The organism is Salinibacillus aidingensis (assembly GCF_039522525.1).
Taxonomy (GTDB): domain Bacteria; phylum Bacillota; class Bacilli; order Bacillales; family Alkalibacillaceae; genus Salinibacillus; species Salinibacillus aidingensis.
In genome coordinates, this window is the sequence record NZ_BAAADO010000012.1 from 1 (window position 1) to 16,059 (window position 16,059).

11 protein-coding genes are annotated in these 16,059 nt (G+C 32.7%); 1 reads left to right on the forward strand and 10 read right to left on the reverse strand.

Annotated elements, in window-relative coordinates; translation table 11 throughout:
• Positions 1–26: 26 nt before the first annotated feature.
• The 7 genes from ABD006_RS17600 to ABD006_RS17630 all read right to left on the reverse strand — a co-directional run bounded on the left by ABD006_RS17600 (position 27) and on the right by ABD006_RS17630 (position 11,271).
• On the reverse strand, positions 27–1,271 hold the full coding sequence (locus ABD006_RS17600; RefSeq protein WP_343844000.1) for an IS256 family transposase: 1,245 nt from the start codon (positions 1,269–1,271) through the stop codon (positions 27–29).
• A 196-nt stretch (positions 1,272–1,467) separates the two neighbouring features.
• On the reverse strand, positions 1,468–4,422 hold the full coding sequence (locus ABD006_RS17605; RefSeq protein WP_343844002.1) for a DEAD/DEAH box helicase family protein: 2,955 nt from the start codon (positions 4,420–4,422) through the stop codon (positions 1,468–1,470).
• The gene (locus ABD006_RS17610) at positions 4,413–5,987 is read right to left on the reverse strand and encodes a DNA methyltransferase (RefSeq protein ID WP_343844093.1); all 1,575 of its coding nucleotides are present in this window, start codon (positions 5,985–5,987) and stop codon (positions 4,413–4,415) included. The genes ABD006_RS17605 and ABD006_RS17610 overlap by 10 nt, the downstream gene beginning before the upstream one ends.
• 110 nt (positions 5,988–6,097) lie before the next feature.
• Positions 6,098–6,490 carry a DUF6262 family protein gene (locus ABD006_RS17615; RefSeq protein ID WP_343844005.1) on the reverse strand — a complete coding sequence of 131 codons (393 nt, stop codon included), beginning with the start codon at positions 6,488–6,490 and terminating at the stop codon, positions 6,098–6,100.
• Positions 6,491–6,492: 2 nt separating this feature from the next.
• Positions 6,493–8,373 (reverse strand): tyrosine-type recombinase/integrase, encoded by a 1,881-nt coding sequence (locus tag ABD006_RS17620; RefSeq protein WP_343844007.1) that lies wholly within the window; start codon positions 8,371–8,373, stop codon positions 6,493–6,495.
• Positions 8,370–10,166 carry a tyrosine-type recombinase/integrase gene (locus ABD006_RS17625; RefSeq protein ID WP_343844009.1) on the reverse strand — a complete coding sequence of 599 codons (1,797 nt, stop codon included), beginning with the start codon at positions 10,164–10,166 and terminating at the stop codon, positions 8,370–8,372. The genes ABD006_RS17620 and ABD006_RS17625 overlap by 4 nt, the downstream gene beginning before the upstream one ends.
• The gene (locus ABD006_RS17630; RefSeq protein WP_343844011.1) at positions 10,144–11,271 is read right to left on the reverse strand and encodes a tyrosine-type recombinase/integrase; all 1,128 of its coding nucleotides are present in this window, start codon (positions 11,269–11,271) and stop codon (positions 10,144–10,146) included. Before ABD006_RS17630 ends, ABD006_RS17625 begins: the two co-directional genes overlap by 23 nt.
• Before the next feature lie 992 nt (positions 11,272–12,263).
• On the opposite strand from ABD006_RS17630, the gene ABD006_RS17635 reads away from it, so the two are divergent.
• Entirely contained in the window at positions 12,264–12,845 is a 582-nt protein-coding gene (locus ABD006_RS17635) for a DUF3238 domain-containing protein (RefSeq protein WP_343844013.1), read from the forward strand.
• A gap of 509 nt (positions 12,846–13,354) precedes the next feature.
• On the opposite strand, the gene ABD006_RS17640 is transcribed toward ABD006_RS17635, so the two are convergent.
• The 3 genes from ABD006_RS17640 to ABD006_RS17650 all read right to left on the reverse strand — a co-directional run bounded on the left by ABD006_RS17640 (position 13,355) and on the right by ABD006_RS17650 (position 15,943).
• Entirely contained in the window at positions 13,355–14,017 is a 663-nt protein-coding gene (locus ABD006_RS17640; RefSeq protein ID WP_343844096.1) for an MOSC domain-containing protein, read from the reverse strand.
• Positions 14,018–14,217: 200 nt separating this feature from the next.
• Entirely contained in the window at positions 14,218–14,694 is a 477-nt protein-coding gene (locus ABD006_RS17645) for a DinB family protein (RefSeq protein WP_343844016.1), read from the reverse strand.
• 16 nt (positions 14,695–14,710) lie between these two features.
• Positions 14,711–15,943 (reverse strand): MFS transporter, encoded by a 1,233-nt coding sequence (locus ABD006_RS17650; RefSeq protein WP_343844018.1) that lies wholly within the window; start codon positions 15,941–15,943, stop codon positions 14,711–14,713.
• Positions 15,944–16,059: the final 116 nt, after the last annotated feature.

Consider the following 16,059-nt stretch of genomic DNA (forward strand, 5'->3'; position numbering starts at 1 on the left):
GGACTTGTCAAGAAAAGTGTGTAAGTTCAGATATATTTAAGAACCCGATCCTTTAATCGGTCATCAACTAATAACTGATTCATTGCTAAAGACCAATTCTGGATATGGCCACCTTCCCATTTGGCCTCTAATTCTTTCACACGTAAAAATAGAACTTTTAAGAGAGCGTTCTCGTTTGGGAATGCTCCTTTTTTTGTGACTTTGCGGAAACTGGAGTGTATACTTTCTACCGCATTGGTGGTGTACATAATTTTGCGTACTGCACTTCCGTAATCAAAGAGCTGCTCAACATGATTAAAGTTTCGAATCCATACATCAACAGCACCAGGATAGGCAGACCATTGCTGTTTAAATGATTCAAAGGCACTTTGACAAGCTTTAAGACTCTGCGCTCCATACACTTTCCTAAGCGATTTTGTAAATGCTTTATAGTCCTTACTTGGTACATATTTTACAGAATTCCGTATTAAATGAACGATGCATCGCTGAACAATAATATCCGGGAAGATTGCTCGTGCTCCTTCTTCCAGGCCGGATACTCCATCTATAGACAGAAAGAAAATATCTTCAACACCTCTTGCCTTGATTTCGTCAAAAATTTGCATCCATTTATGCTTACTTTCCGTCTCATTCAGCCATAGACCTAGGATTTCTTTATTTCCTTCCATGGTGTAGCCTAAGATCGTATAGACAGCATACTTTTTCGTTTCATATTGATTTCTTATGGTTGTAAACATACAGTCTACAAATACAAAGGCATAACAACTTTTTAATGGGCGGCTTTGCCAGTCTTCTAATTCTGGTAATGCATGATCCGTAATATCAGATATCATGTCATGAGATACAGAGAACCCATAAATATCCTCAATGGTTGATGAAATATCCCGTTGAGACATCCCTTTCGCATACATAGAGATCACTTTATCCTCAATCGCTGAAACGTCTTTTTGACGTTTAGGAATGAGTTGAGGTTCGAATGATCCGTCACGATCACGCGGAACTTCTATATCAACCTCTCCAGTGCTTGTTTTGACGGTTTTTCCTCCGTACCCATTTCTTCTATTAACTGTTTCTTTTTCTCCTTTATCATTGGATTCATAACCCAAATGGTGATTCATTTCTCCTTTTAACATCGCTTCAAACATAGGACCAAATATATCCTTTAATGCATTTTGCATATCCTCAACGGATTGAGGCTGATACTGTTCAATAATCTTGTTAGCTAATTCTACGGAGTTAGGATCTCTTTTTGATTTCCCCATTAAAACCACTCCTTTAGCTTTAACTTTATTCTACCAAATAAAAAAACTGTGTGAGTAAGAAACCGTACGCATTTCTTACTTACACAGTTTATATTACACTCCCGATATGGTTCTGCGATATTCCGCTCCAACTTCTGAAGATAAATTAAAAGCAGTAGATAAACTCTAATATAAACCCCACAATGATAATCATTGTGGGGGCAGCCTATTTAATCCCAAGATCATCAAAAACAATATCTAAATATGATCTACCATCAAATAACATACTTCTATTTCCGTTCTCATCATATTTATGCCAATTTAACCTTAAGATATTTTTAGTGACCAAGTTATTGTAGACCCATTGAGAATCTTCATTTCTTGTACTTCTTGACTTCTCTTTCCCAAAGTCTGAACTATCTCTTAATATTATATATGAGTGAACTTCAATCTCTTTTTTGTATTTATTTTGTAGTAATTCTTCCAATTTTACTAATTGGTTTTCTGGTAATGATTTAATTCCTAAATTAACCTTATCGTTTTCTGATAAAGTATCTTCATTAATTATTCCCTTTTGGCCTTTTGGGTCAAAAAATACTATCTGTATTTTATCTTCTTCTTTATCTTCTACCCATAAAACAAAGTCTGGATAATATACTCCTTCATCATTTTCCAAATATATGCCTATTGATTTCAATGATTGTACATTTCTTAATAAATAGAAATCATAATTATCTTTTCCATCAAAATTTGTACTAATATATTGATTAATGTCTCTAAAAAATTTGACCTCTCCTTGATTCAAGAAATCTGGTGATATAGTTAGGCCATGATCATCTTTAAACAATGGTTCATAAATATGGTAACTTGAGTTTATTTCTAGATTATTCTTTATTTGCTTTTTTTGATTATCTAGATCATTTATAAATTCTAATTTTTGCTCATAACTATCAAATGTTTTTGTCACTCTGTATTCATAAATAATATCACCATCTGATTGTTTATCACTAGATTGTTGTTCAATGGATGATTTTAGAGTATAGTTTCTTGAATTAATATTATAATTAATTTTATTCTTTAATTTATTTATTACATCAGTTATCACTGAAAAGGCGATTTTTTCAATTGCTTCGATTGTAAATTTTATATCCTTTTTATTAAACCTTAATTCAGCAACTAATCCTAAAATATCATTTAAGTTACACTTTCTAAACTTATTGTCATTTGGCGAATATAGTTGCAATTCATTATCTTTAGAGGTTTCATCTATTAAATTTTGTATTTCACTTTTATTTATAAAGTCATTATAATTAAGCAAATATTCACGAAAATCGATAACGACATCTTGTTCTTCTCTATCTTTATTATTTCTATAGTCCAATGAAAATTTAACTCTGTTTAATTCATGTATATATTCTATGAATTCGTCATAATAACTATAAGTAATTTTACCGTTATCGATAATCACTTTTTTTGTATCTATGTCCTTCTTGGATAGGTTAAATATAGGAAGTCTATTAGCGTATTTACTAAATTCGACTTTGGTTCCACTTCCTAACTTTACTACTTTTGGATCCACTTCGATAGATATTGTATGAGTATGTTCGATTTCCTTAGAAACATCCTCAATAAAAGTCTCTAAGTAATTTTTTTTAAGAGAAAATACATTAAGAGTCTCTAATTTTCTAACTACATATCTGTCATCGGAATTATCCAATTCTTCTTGATCATGGAATGCTCTTTTCCCGTCATTGTAAATTCCTTTAAGCCGTACTCCTCTACCAAATATTTGTATAATTTTGTTACCCTTTGATGACCCTAGGTTAATTAACCCTATTACCGATACTCTAAAACTGTTCCAACCCTCTGCAAATTTCCTACTACCTATTAATACGGTAATAGGACTTTCTACAAAATCGATATTTTGAAATAAATACTTACTATCAATAATTTGAATGTTTCTTTTTTCAACTTTGGGATGTTCAATGTCATTAAAAAATTGATCTCCATTTCCTACATTTATTATCCCCCAAAATTCACCATCACCATAAGATAGAAGAATTTCATCATCAACACTATTACATCTTGTAAGTCGCAAATTACCTTGAATATCATTATTAAAAACATTTAAATATTTTTTGCGCTCATCATTAGATAAATTAGCAAGATAACTAATAACTTTAGAGATATCAGAAACTTCATCGTTTTTACCTTCATCGCTGACATTATTTACAGTATTACCCATAAAGGCTAATAAAGGTTTGTCAGGGAATTTACTTCCAAATAGGGTTGAAGAATATTGATCAAAATTATTAAAAAGACCTAATTTTTCTTCAAAGACATTAAAAGTTGCGTCAAGGTTATCCTTTTCACCTACTACAACATCAGGATTTATCTCCTGAAATGAGTATGCTTTGCCATATCCATCCTTATAAAACAATTTGTAGTTATAATCATATACTATAGTATTTTCATAGTCTTTCTGAATATCATTATTAAGATTATGATATGTGGCTGAATACTCAAAAAGGAAACTTTCATTTGAGTTCATTTCATTTCTCAATTGTTTAAATTTACCTTCTTTACTAGCACTTAAACCTATATGCCCTTCATCAACTAAAATTAACCTTTTAGTCGTACTATTTTCGGATAAATAAAAGTAGTTTTTGGGTTTCTGTAATAGTGCACCGGTAGTTTCAATTACCAGATCAATTTTATTATTATATTCTTTATTTAATTCATTTATAAAAGGAATTAATTCTCTCTTATGCTGCTCAATTAAATTAACACCGGGCGTTGTCAATATAATCTGAACCTTATCAAACCTCTTTAACTTTGTAAGGTATTGAAGTATATTAATGTGCATTAATATTGTTTTTCCACTTCCAGTTGCCATCCAATATGCAAGCATTTTTTCAAAATGCTTTTTATTATAGTATTCTCTAAAATACTTTTCGGTAAAATACAACGCCATAATTTGATAATACCTTAAAGAAATATCATTTTTAGTTAGACGATTATAATGTTTTACAAGTTGTTTAATTTCTTTGAATATTTTATTACTTAAGCCCAAATCCTTACTATATTCCTCAATTAACCTTTGATTGTCCGGTTGCCTTGTATCTATTCCTACTTCTCCGAAAATATCTTCTTTAATTTGATTATATAACCTTAATTCCATAATAATCCCTCATCAAAATCAGAATTAGTAATTACTTTTGTTTCAATATCCAATTTTCTTTGATCAATATCATAGTTAACTTCGATTTGATCAATATTATCATAATCCGAGATTATCTTTTTTATGTTATTCGTATCATCTTCTCCTAACGCTATTTCCCTAAAAATGATTAATTTATTACTAGTCTTTAATATCGCATATAATTTACCAGATATATTTTTATAACTTAGACTTTCAATTATATAGCCTTTTAAATAACAATAAGTTTCAACAAAATCAATCTTTTTGTCATTGTTACCTTTTCCATGAGTATAAACATTACTAAATGGCTTGGATATATCGAAATTACTTCTTACATAATTTTCTTCAGGACGGAATAAATACTTTTTAGGTATACTTGCTGGCACTTCCACTTCCTTATACAACCGTAGGTTATCTAATATATCTTCATATTGTTCTAATTCATGGTATTTTACAATACCACTCCCGTTCCAACCAACTTTTGAGGAAATCCCCGTACTGTCCCCTGATAAAACACTTTTCATTCTTTTTAATGTTTTATCTTCAAAATATTCACCCATCTCAATTGCAATTGACTTTCGTTTCATTTTAACAGCAGTTGCTGCAGTTGTTGCTGAGCCTGCGAAGAAATCTAGAACAGTATCACCTTCATTGGTTGCTAACTTTATTAATCTATACAAGAGATGTTCAGGCTTTTTACCTCTCGGTAAAGTAACATTGCCTTCGTTAAATAAATCGGCTTTAGGTATATCTGAATGTGCCCATAAATCGGTAATCTTATTAGTTTTTATTACCTTGCCTCCATCAACAAATGCTGATTCTTTTAGCCAAGCAAATAGTTCATTGTTAAAATAATAATTTTGTACTTCTTTTCCAGCATATTTCCCCCTACTAGGGATATACTCAACAGAATACAAATGATCTTTATCCATGTTTGATATCAGGTAATGTTGAAATTCATTTTCCTTCTGCACAAGGAATGTTCTGAATACATTTTCAAAGTTATCAACATATTCTTTTTCTATCTCATCTTTTCGATTTTTAAAGTCTCTTAAAGAAATTGTTTCAAACTTATGGTTTGTATGTTTATATATTTTAACTGGAAGATTATTAGACTTTGCATTGAATTCCTTTACTAACTCTTTTTGACCTTCATCGATAAGAATCTTATTATACCTTTTCATTGTGTCTTTTTCTAATGGTCTGTCGTGACCAACAAAGTTTAAATTTGATTTATTTAAAGAGTAGAACAATACATATTCTTTTGTATTTACAATAGAGCCACCCTGACCTAGCCCTGCACTTCCTGACCTTTCATATGCAATAGAACCTACAAATGCTTCTTCACCAAACATCTCATCCATTAGTAACTTTAGATTAAATGCTTCTTCATCATCGATACTTACAAAGATAGAACCATCTTTGTGCAAGAGGTCTTTTGCTATTGCAAGTCGTGATTCCATAAAGGTTAACCAAGTTGAATGTTTGAAGTCATCTTTGTATAAAAAGTCTCCACCAGTGTTATAAGGAGGATCAATATTTATATATAGTTAAGTAAAATAAATCAATATAAAATAATAACTTTATCTTTGAACACAGTGTTTAAAGTGTAAGAAATAACCACCTTCATTTGTTTTAAAGGCGGTTAAAATAATCAATATTTATATGCTTGTTGAAGCTGAATTTTAAGTTGCTTATTTTCTTCATCCAGCTTTTCAAATTTGTCTTTCCACAATTCATCCTTCTGATATTGCTTGATCTCTTTTTCTAATTCTTTGATTTTACGTTTTTGCGATTCAATTATTACGTCTTTCGCATCCTTTGTTTGTGTCTTTTTAATTGATGATTTTCGATGCTGTTCGATTACTTCTCTGATTTCCTCGTTATTATAAACAAAAGATTTAGATACGCCTGCTTTTTGATAGACACTATAAAAAGTAATTTTTTCATCACATTCAATCATTTTATTAATTGTTTCAATCACCATTTGCTTTTTTTCTTCTGTCTTTTCCTTTGCCATAGAAACAATCTTACTTGTGTTTTTCACTTTTAAGCACCTCGCTTTTCAATTGAGGTAATAATCTTTTCTAATGCTTCAACTAAGTCCTCATTCACTTGGAGAACACGTTCGAAACCATTTATTTTAGCCATTTCAACATTGCTTTTTGCTTCTGAAAGTTGGTACTTAAATAGGTCAATGTTCTTCGGATCAGGTTTAAACATCGCACACGTATAACAGGCGTTTGCGTGGGTACATTTCCCTGATGATATAGGCTTTGCACATCGACCATTTGGAAGTGGGATTTCAGCTTTATCCTCCTCATTCACCTGTATAACAGCTTCTTTTTTGCCTATGTTTTGAATCATTTGATCTTGGTAGTTTAGGAGGTCTTGCATGGCATCTGTCATTGTTTCTTCAAGAATTTCGATATAGTGACGGATAGCTCCCAAAGATTTTTGTCCCAAAAGAATCCTTATAACATTTGGTGACATTCCCAGATTAGCGTATTTAGTTGCTAAAGTACCTCGGAAGTGGTGAGATTTTATTCTTACTAAGTTGCCATTGCTATCACATATATCATGTTTTTTAACCAATTGATTCAAATGATAAGAAAAAGTATCTTTGCTAATTGGTCTAATGGCATCTTGCATGAAAACATACTTTACCTTATCTCCATATTGCTCTTGACTATATTTAATCGCTTTCTGAATTGCCATTGCTATGTCTTTCTTTATTGGGACTCGATTCCAGTCCTGTGTTTTCTCTTGAAGATATTCAAGTAGAAAATCTTTATCCGTATCCTGTTTCAAACAGTCCTTTTTAAGATTACAAAGCTCGCTAATCCGCATTCCAACGTTTTGTAAAACGAAAACCATTCTGGCAATCTGAACGGGTAGATGCTCTAAGTTTTTATTTATTTGAGTAAGTACATTATCATCATAAAACCTCGGTAATACTTTATATTTCTTTTTAACATCATCGGAAAGAAGTAAGGTCTGTTTAGGTGCTTCATCCCAACCAAAAAGAGTACACGTTTCAAAGAATGTCTTTACAGCTCCGATTCTTGACGATTGCGTTCTTGGCTTTAAGTTGCTATTCAAATTAATAAATGCAAGATAGTCTTCAATTACAGCTCGATTTAATTGTGCAACCGATTGGATGTCAGGATGAAACTCATTAAGGTGTTCGCAAAGTAGATTGATGCCTTTCAAATCATCCACGCAGGTAGAATACCTCTTAGTCTTTAACCTCTCTAACGTGTATTTCTTTGCTATTTCTCTTATTTTTTCTTGAACAATTTTTTCAAAGGAAAGGCTATATCTTGGTCTTGAAGGATCAAACCCTTGAATTTTAAATGGTAGTTCACGTATATCCCATTTGTCTTTAACGAAAAAATCCTTTGATTGACTGGATTCTTTATATTGTTCGTGTATGAATTGATGCAAGTTCTTAAAGAAACGTAAATATGTTGTGGGAGTTTTATAATTCCTGTATTCCATGTCCTCTGTCAAAGCATTGTTCGTTTCTGTATGTGTTTTATATCCGTTGCTGATTAGGAATTGAGAGAAAGACTTTAATGTTTCCTCTTTTTCTAACTCAATAAAACTACCTACCTCTTTCAATTGCTCATTTATATACTTAATGGTTAAATTAACCCCACCCACATCTGTCACAAAGGAAGTTATTAACCTTTTCATGTTTTCAATGTAGTGTTGACAATAATATTTTATTTCATTTGCAAATACGTCTTTTTTCATAGCCGTAAAATCAATTATATGCTTTCTATTTGCTATGAATTTCTTTTGATTTTCATTTAATTGATTAAATTGTGGATGCTCTGTTAAGTCCCATAGATCTTGCTTGTAAAAGTCAAACAGGGGATACCTTTTAATATTCGCTTTTTGGTCAAGTGAATTATTTATAATCATGATGTAAGCACCTCATTATCGTCTTGCAGTTTTTCAATAATTGTTTCAAGATTATCTTTTACCTCTTCATTCGTTTCTACTTGCCTTTGCCAACCTTGTTGTTTCGCATAGTCAATAAGGCTACAAACACTTTCGTAATGCTTTTTATGAATAGGGAGAAATTCCTTGCTCGTTCTAAATTCCCCACAAGTTAAGCATGAATTGGCATGAGGACATTTGCCCATTGCAACAGGTAATGAACACATACCGTTAGGGAGCATTTGAGCATTTATGGACTTTTTTAGCCACTCAATTCTTGCAAGATCATCAATATCTATAGATGTATCAATATGAATTGGCATTGATTCACCTTTAATGTTAATGAAATCTTTATGCTTCTTGATTTTTTGCTGATCCAGTATATCAATATAGGAAGCCGACATTTCAATACTATCATGATGCAAAACCTTCTGAACAACGGATGAAGGTATGTCATTTAATATCATTGTCGTTGCTAATGTATGGCGATAATCATGCGGTTTGAACAGATATAACGATCCATTTGGCTTTCTAATTTCTAATTCTTTAAACCACCCTTGCATTCTTTCTCGAAATGTACCTGAAACATATGATTCGAGGTTCGAATTTGGAAAAAGGTATTTTATTTTTGCACCATGCTTTTTTCTTACTGTTTGCTGTTGTTTGGATAACAGTTCATAGAGTGACTTGGGGATAGGATTAACTGCTTCCTTTCTCATTTTTTGGGAATAAAAACGAACAAAAAATCCTTCTTCATTCTTGAATAAAGAACTGACTTTTATGGAACACACCTCACTCACTCGCAATCCTGTTGAATACAGAAGTAGATACATACATGATTCCTGAAAAGGTATCTGGTCTAAAACGCTAAATATTTGTTTGATTACACTATCATCTACTGCCTTATAATTGTGATCTCTACTTGCACTTTTTATATCCTTTGAATAAAATGGGTTACTTGATAAATAACCATTCACAATTAAATACTCAACGAATTTAGTATTTAAAAAGATAAATTGATTAAATGTTTCATTCTTCAATTCCCTTTTATTTAGATTTTCTATAAACCCCTCAACATGGTTGCGTTTTATTTCCGTAAGTTCTTTATCATCCAAGAAGATTAGGAACGCTTTAATGTTATTGTATTTGGTATAAACGGTAGAGATGGCTTTATCTGTTGTTGAGATTAAATATTTCAAATACTTTTTCGCAACTTTTCTATTAAAAGCATTAGGGATTGTATGGAAAGTAATAGTTTGCCTTTTGTTACTCTCAACATTCCTTGAAGCATCAATTCCCATTTCATCAAGTTTCCAAATGTCCTTATCAAATGGATTGTCTCCATTGTATAAATCATTTACATACAAATATGCTCTTTCATAGATTTTCAAATGCACCGATTTGCCATGTATTGAGTGTTCTACCGAAACACCTTTTTTCAGCAAATAATTTCTATATTCATTTTCTACCTCGACAGAAAAGGAGTGAAGGGAGCTTCCTTTTGAAATCTGACTAAAAAAATCAATTAAATGGAATAAGGGTGTTAAATAAGTACCAGATAAGGCTGTTCTTGAAATTTGTTTTAATAAAACTTCTTGAAGGTAATATTTTAGCTCTAATTTTAATGGTTCATTGAGCTTGCTCAAATCAATTAATGACTGTTTTCTCTTTTGGACTTTCTCCCTTACCGCACTGCTTGGATGTTCCTTTAAATCAAATATATCCTTATTATAAAATGGATCTAAGTTTGGCTTATTCATTATTATTACTGTCATTTGCTATCCCCTTTTTCTCGTATAATTCTTGAATTTTCTTTTTCTTATGCTTGTCTGATAAATGAGTATATACGGTTGTGGATTGCACGTTTGTATGTCGTAATCTATCTTTTATTTCAACAACATCCCAACCAGATTCTATTAATTCAGTTCCATGCCCATGCCTACACATATGAGGATGAACGTTAAAGCCAACTTTTTTACTTAACCGATTAAAGAGCTTTTGTATCGTAATTGATTTCATTGGATGACCTTTGTTTTTACCTCGCAAGTTTACAAATAAAAAATTCGTGTCCACGTCAACAAGCTCTTCCACAATGTAATCCGTAATATATTTCATAACATAAGGCGGTACATATAATTCACCTTTAGCTTTATTTTTTACCGTAGCTCCGTTTTCAAGGTTCTCTCTTGGCTGTATTTTGATTTTATTGTTAAATGGCTCTATGTCCTCAATGAATAGCCCAAGTGCTTCACTTAATCGTAGTCCACCTTCAAACAAAACAGCCAGTAAAGCCTTGTCCCTTATCGTGTTGCAGTGTTCTAAAAGTTGATTATATTGTTCTCTTGTGATCGCTTCTACTTCCTTTTGCTCGGTTTTACGGTGAAGTATATTTTTCCTTATCATGTTGGAATTAGGAATTAGTTCATGTAAGAAACTTTTAAACTGCGGGTTCATTCTTTGTTCTTTGTAAACGTCTAATTCAGGAAGTTCATTTCCTTTCGACAAAAACTCATAAAAGCCGAGTACAGCAATAATTATAAGATTGATAGTTTGATTGCTTCGCTTTGCTTCTGGCGGTGACAAATATGATAATTTGTCATTTATTATGGTTGGGTTTTCTAACCAACTTGCAAAGTTTCCCAATATTTCTATTGGATTATTTCCTTCGGAACTGATTTCGTTATAAGAAAGTCCAATCTCATATAGATATTCAAAGTATGCTTTAAGATGATAAGCATAGTTTTTTAACGTGTTTTCTGCCTTATCCGTATTGTCAAGGAATTTTAAGTACCGCTTGATTGGCTCAATCACATTAAATTCATTGTCTAAAAGAAGGTAGCGATATTGATTATTTCCTATGTCGATTTTTTGAACTTTCATGTATTCACCCTCTTAGAATATGTAGTTTAGGTATTTTAAGTATCTAACAATATTCTAACACATATAAAACAAAAAAGGACAGGCATTTTCGCCTATCCTTTAAAAGATTTATGTTTCTATTTATTTATCTTTAACAATATTATTTTCGACCTCGTTTATTGTTTTCCAAACGGTGTTCACTTTCTCTACAGTACGGTGCTGCTCGGCAATAAGAGGGAGTCCAATTACACGACCAGCAGTAAATGTGTATTTTTCTCTTATTTATCTATAAAAAACCACTTGTTGGATTGTTGCTTTAAAATAGAGTTTGATTATAAATACCCCCCAAACCCACATTTTACAATAAATTAAAAGAATCCATTTTGAAAAAAGATTGATTATTTCAGAAAACGGATCTTCCACTAAAGCACTCCTTATTTTAATAACCAATTATTTTCTTTTAATCCGTTCGCATAATTTACTTATCCCAAAAGCAAGTCCGAATAACCCCAAACCAAATAAAAGTCCACCAACTAGAAAAGGAGCGAACATTAAAATTACAAAAGCTGAATTACCAGGCATTATATAAGGTAATAAAAAATAAGATAATACCCCAAAAATAATAAATATCATAGTAAATACCAATGACTTCAGGACAATATTTATTTTATTAAAACATCTACAGGTCGGACATATAAAGATCAACTGAATCTCCTCCCCGATATCAACTGTTTTTATTAACTTCTTTATTAATAGCTTAGCATCTTTACTAAGAAAAACCAAGCAAAATTCTAATCTCCTATTTAGAATAAAATATGTTCCACTTGGAACTACATAACATCGAAAAAAAAACTACGCAACACATTAGATAATTAATTTTTTTATTAGAAAGTTGATTTTTTACATTATTAAAACACTTTTTATAGTAAGAACAGCTAATAAGGCAAACTGGTTAGAGGTGGACCTTTTGCCTTTCATCTCCTGTTCAAATAATATAATGGAGGTTGGTTAGTATGTCAGTACGTTTAAGGTTTCAAACATTTATTCCAGATGATTGGGTAAAATCACCATTCCAGCCATTCCCATATGATTATGTAACTTATGGTGAAGGAGACAATAGAACTTACTTCGATCCATACGGTAGTTACAGAACAAGGTTTAATCTCTATCTTTATTTTGATTCTCACACAATTAATTCGTATAAATACGCAAGCCCGACTAGATTAAAACACGTTCCACTAGATCCCTCAGTGAATGACACATGGTATGAAGAGGGGGAAGCTGATTTAAGCCAATTGGGAATATATAATGTAACATGGAATGGATACGACAGTGTTTCATTCAAGGTTGAACACGATGTTAGTAACGGAATTTTCAATATGTGGTATATGCCAAGTATCAATTATTATGCCGATGTTACTGTCTATAGCGATGGTCGAGTTGTGATGGATAATGGAAGACATGATGGTTTCCCTAGTTACGAATTTTATAAAGACATTGGCAATGGATGGGAAAGAATATTTGAACACGTAGCAAGTGGAGATATTAGTGATTTATATCCACCGGCAGGCCAACCTATTAACGTTGATGATTAATTTATATTCCCACCTCTTTAGAGGTGGGAATATTTATTTAATGCGCTCGACATGGATGTAGACTTTAGGGTGAAAGTCCCGAACAGTGAAGGTAATTGAAGTAGGTAACTTAAGACAAGGCTTTGAAGGGTCACTTCTATAAGATATGGAATAGGTGGGGTTCTGGTGAAGTGTATTGGACCTCCCCCTAGATATGGATACCATGTCGTTACAACTATTAATGGTTTCTGAGCTTGAAGGTTGATTACAGCCACAAAAATGTACCATCTCTGCCAAGTTTTTTACCAGCAGTTTCCACGAAATTTACCATTTACTGTCAATGCATTTACCAATAGTAAAATGTCAAGGATTTTGAAGTGAAAAAGCCTAATCCTCCTTTACCGAGGAATTAGGCTTATGGTCTTCCGCAATCTGCGCCCGATTGTGAAAGACCATTTTCTGTTGAATAGTATATTTTTACTGCGCAGCATATGACTTTGGTTTTTTATATAAAAAGTCTAACGCACCTATTAATGAGTAATAAGTTTATGTAATCGTTTCTCCAAAAACTCTTGCCATTCCTGAGCCAGTTCCGGGACATCTAACACTCTTTGTATTCCTTCAATGTCTTTTGTTTTATGAAAATAGACCTCATTGGCGTATAGAATAGATACTTGTTTTGTACTAGGCTCTAATAATGTAAATTTAGAATCTTTTCTGACCACACCTTCTTCTAAAACACGGAATAAATAGCCTGTGAAACCCGTTTTTATCATCATTTTTAGGAGTAAAGGGTGACCAGTTCTCTTTGTAATTGTACTGCATGGAACCCTACCTTGAGAAACTTGTACAACTGCTTCTCCCAAAAGATAAACGTCTCCTAGGTTAACACTTCCTTCCAACATATTGGTTACTGTTAGATTTTCTCCGAAAGTAGAGGGTGATAAGGTTCTATTAAACTCTTTTTCCCAGAATAGATAATGCTCATATGGATATAGACATACAGCACGGTCAGAACCTCCATGGTTTCTTAAATCGGCGACGCCATCACCCCGAAATCCATCTTTAGTTAAGAAAGCCTCCTCAACAGTTTGCTTGCAAATTCCGGTAGTAATTTCTTTATTAGTCGCATATTTCATTTGCTTGGGTAATCCGATAGAAAAATTTTTAAGTTCTATAACATTATTTCTCATTAATTTTTCACTCACTTTCTGACTTGACTATATTATTATATTACTATATAGTCCTTGGTTAAGGAAATCGGCTTGTCTTTACGTAAGGTTTTGAAAGGTTTGCTGAAATAGTCATCAAGTTAATTTTATTGATAGCACAAACCATCAACTTTAATAATTTTTAAAAAGGCGAACCATCTCAGATGATTCGCCTAGATTGTTCAAGACATTTCTTTAACTAATTTACCTATATTTTTAATCGCCCCAAAATGCATACCTTCATGATACAAACAAAAACTAACAAACTCTTTCACAATTCTTAATTCAAATCCCGTTGATGTAGTGTAGGCCTCCTTAACTTTCTCATCCATCCTTCCTGACAAAGCCAAATTCATCCTGTTTATTTGTTCGCTCAAAACATCAATTAACTCCTTCAGAGACGGTGGCTTCATTTCCCAGTCAGCTGGACTAGTTCCAGTATTAAAAAATGTGGGATAGTTAGATGGAATTTTTGTTTCCTCTCCAGTGAAATGAAACAAGAATTTTTCACCAACTACATATATATGTCCCAAATTCCACTTAATATTATTATTCAATTTATCAGGTACAAGCTCACTCGTAGCTTCTCCCATATCTTTTACAAAATTAATCGTACTTTCTCTTACAAACAATAACTGTTTCAATAGATAGTTTTCCACCACAATCACCCCTCTTTTATTGTGCTTGAACCGTTTTGGTTTGTAAGGTTACTTCTTCCCTCTTCATAAAAAGTGTAATAACAGTACCCAGCGCTAATATTGCTGCTCCCATCCAAAACGCGTTATTATAACTTCCAGAAATAGAACGAAGATACCCACCTAGAAACACACCTAATGCCGCAAAAACTTGATGTAATAACCAACTAAAACCTAGGATACTTCCCATCGCATTTTTACCAAATCGATCACCAATAATACCAGTCACAAGTGGGATAATTGGCATAGAAGCCGTACCGTAAACAATGGCAAATAGATACAATTGCCAGATACCCGGTGCAATTGCTAACCAAATAAATGCAGCTAATCGAATAACATATAGTGCTACTAATAAATTCTTCTTTCCAAATTTATTACTTAATTGTCCCGTCAGCCACATTGAGATGGCGCTTGCTAAAGCTGCGATGCCCAGTAACTGACCTCCTAGTGATGTAGATCCACCTAAGTCAACAGCAAACTTTGGAAGATGCATCGTTACAAAGTATAAAGTGAAACCACATGATGCAAAACCTAAACTTGCAATCCAGAAATGACTGCTTCGTAATGCCTCAGATAACAATGCGCTTTTTGTTGATGAAACAGAAGACGTCTCATCTCCATCAGGAAACTGACCGACATCTTGTGGATTATTTTTAACCAAAGACAATACTAAAGGTACCACCACTACAAGAATTATTAATCCTAGTACTACAAATGCAGTACGAAAGCCAGTATTAGCAATTAAGAAACCAGTCAGCGGTAATAGAACAAGTTGACCAATATTCATTCCCATCGAACTTCTGGAGAGCATTTTTGCTCTTTTTTTCATATACCAACGCGATACTAATACTGAATTAGCCATCGACCCACACCCAGCAAAACCAATAGCCGTCAACACACCGTAATAGACAAAAAATTGCCACACTTGTGTGATCGTTGCAGACAGTAAAAATGCTATACCCATCAACGCTACACTACTAGAAATAACAGACTTAGGTCCAAACCGATCAATTAACCTCCCCGCAATCGGTTGAAAAACTCCCCAAGTAATCATATTTAGAGACACCGCCAAACTTAGGATCGTTAAATCCCAACCAAAGGCAGTATGTAAAGGCTCAAAAAATTGGCCAGCTGTTAAATTTAAACCAAAAGCCCCCATCAGTGTAATGAATGCAACCAGAACAACACGGTTACCTAAAAAAGATTGTTGCATTAGAATCCCTCCCGTTTTTCATTAACCATTAATTAATGGTTTTAATGGTTAATAATATACCCATTTAAACTTAACCTGTCAAGTGTGTTATAATAGGTTAACTATAATTTTTATTA

Bases quoted from the DNA above. Each gene is read 5' to 3' on its own strand.
- ABD006_RS17625 (WP_343844009.1), bottom strand. From the start codon at position 10,166: ATGACAGTAATAATAATGAATAAGCCAAACTTAGATCCATTTTATAAT.
- ABD006_RS17630 (WP_343844011.1), bottom strand. From the start codon at position 11,271: ATGAAAGTTCAAAAAATCGACATAGGAAATAATCAATATCGCTACCTT.
- ABD006_RS17640 (WP_343844096.1), bottom strand. From the start codon at position 14,017: ATGAGAAATAATGTTATAGAACTTAAAAATTTTTCTATCGGATTACCC.
- ABD006_RS17620 (WP_343844007.1), bottom strand. From the start codon at position 8,373: ATGATTATAAATAATTCACTTGACCAAAAAGCGAATATTAAAAGGTAT.
- ABD006_RS17635 (WP_343844013.1), top strand. From the start codon at position 12,264: ATGTCAGTACGTTTAAGGTTTCAAACATTTATTCCAGATGATTGGGTA.
- ABD006_RS17605 (WP_343844002.1), bottom strand. From the start codon at position 4,422: ATGGAATTAAGGTTATATAATCAAATTAAAGAAGATATTTTCGGAGAA.
- ABD006_RS17650 (WP_343844018.1), bottom strand. From the start codon at position 15,943: ATGCAACAATCTTTTTTAGGTAACCGTGTTGTTCTGGTTGCATTCATT.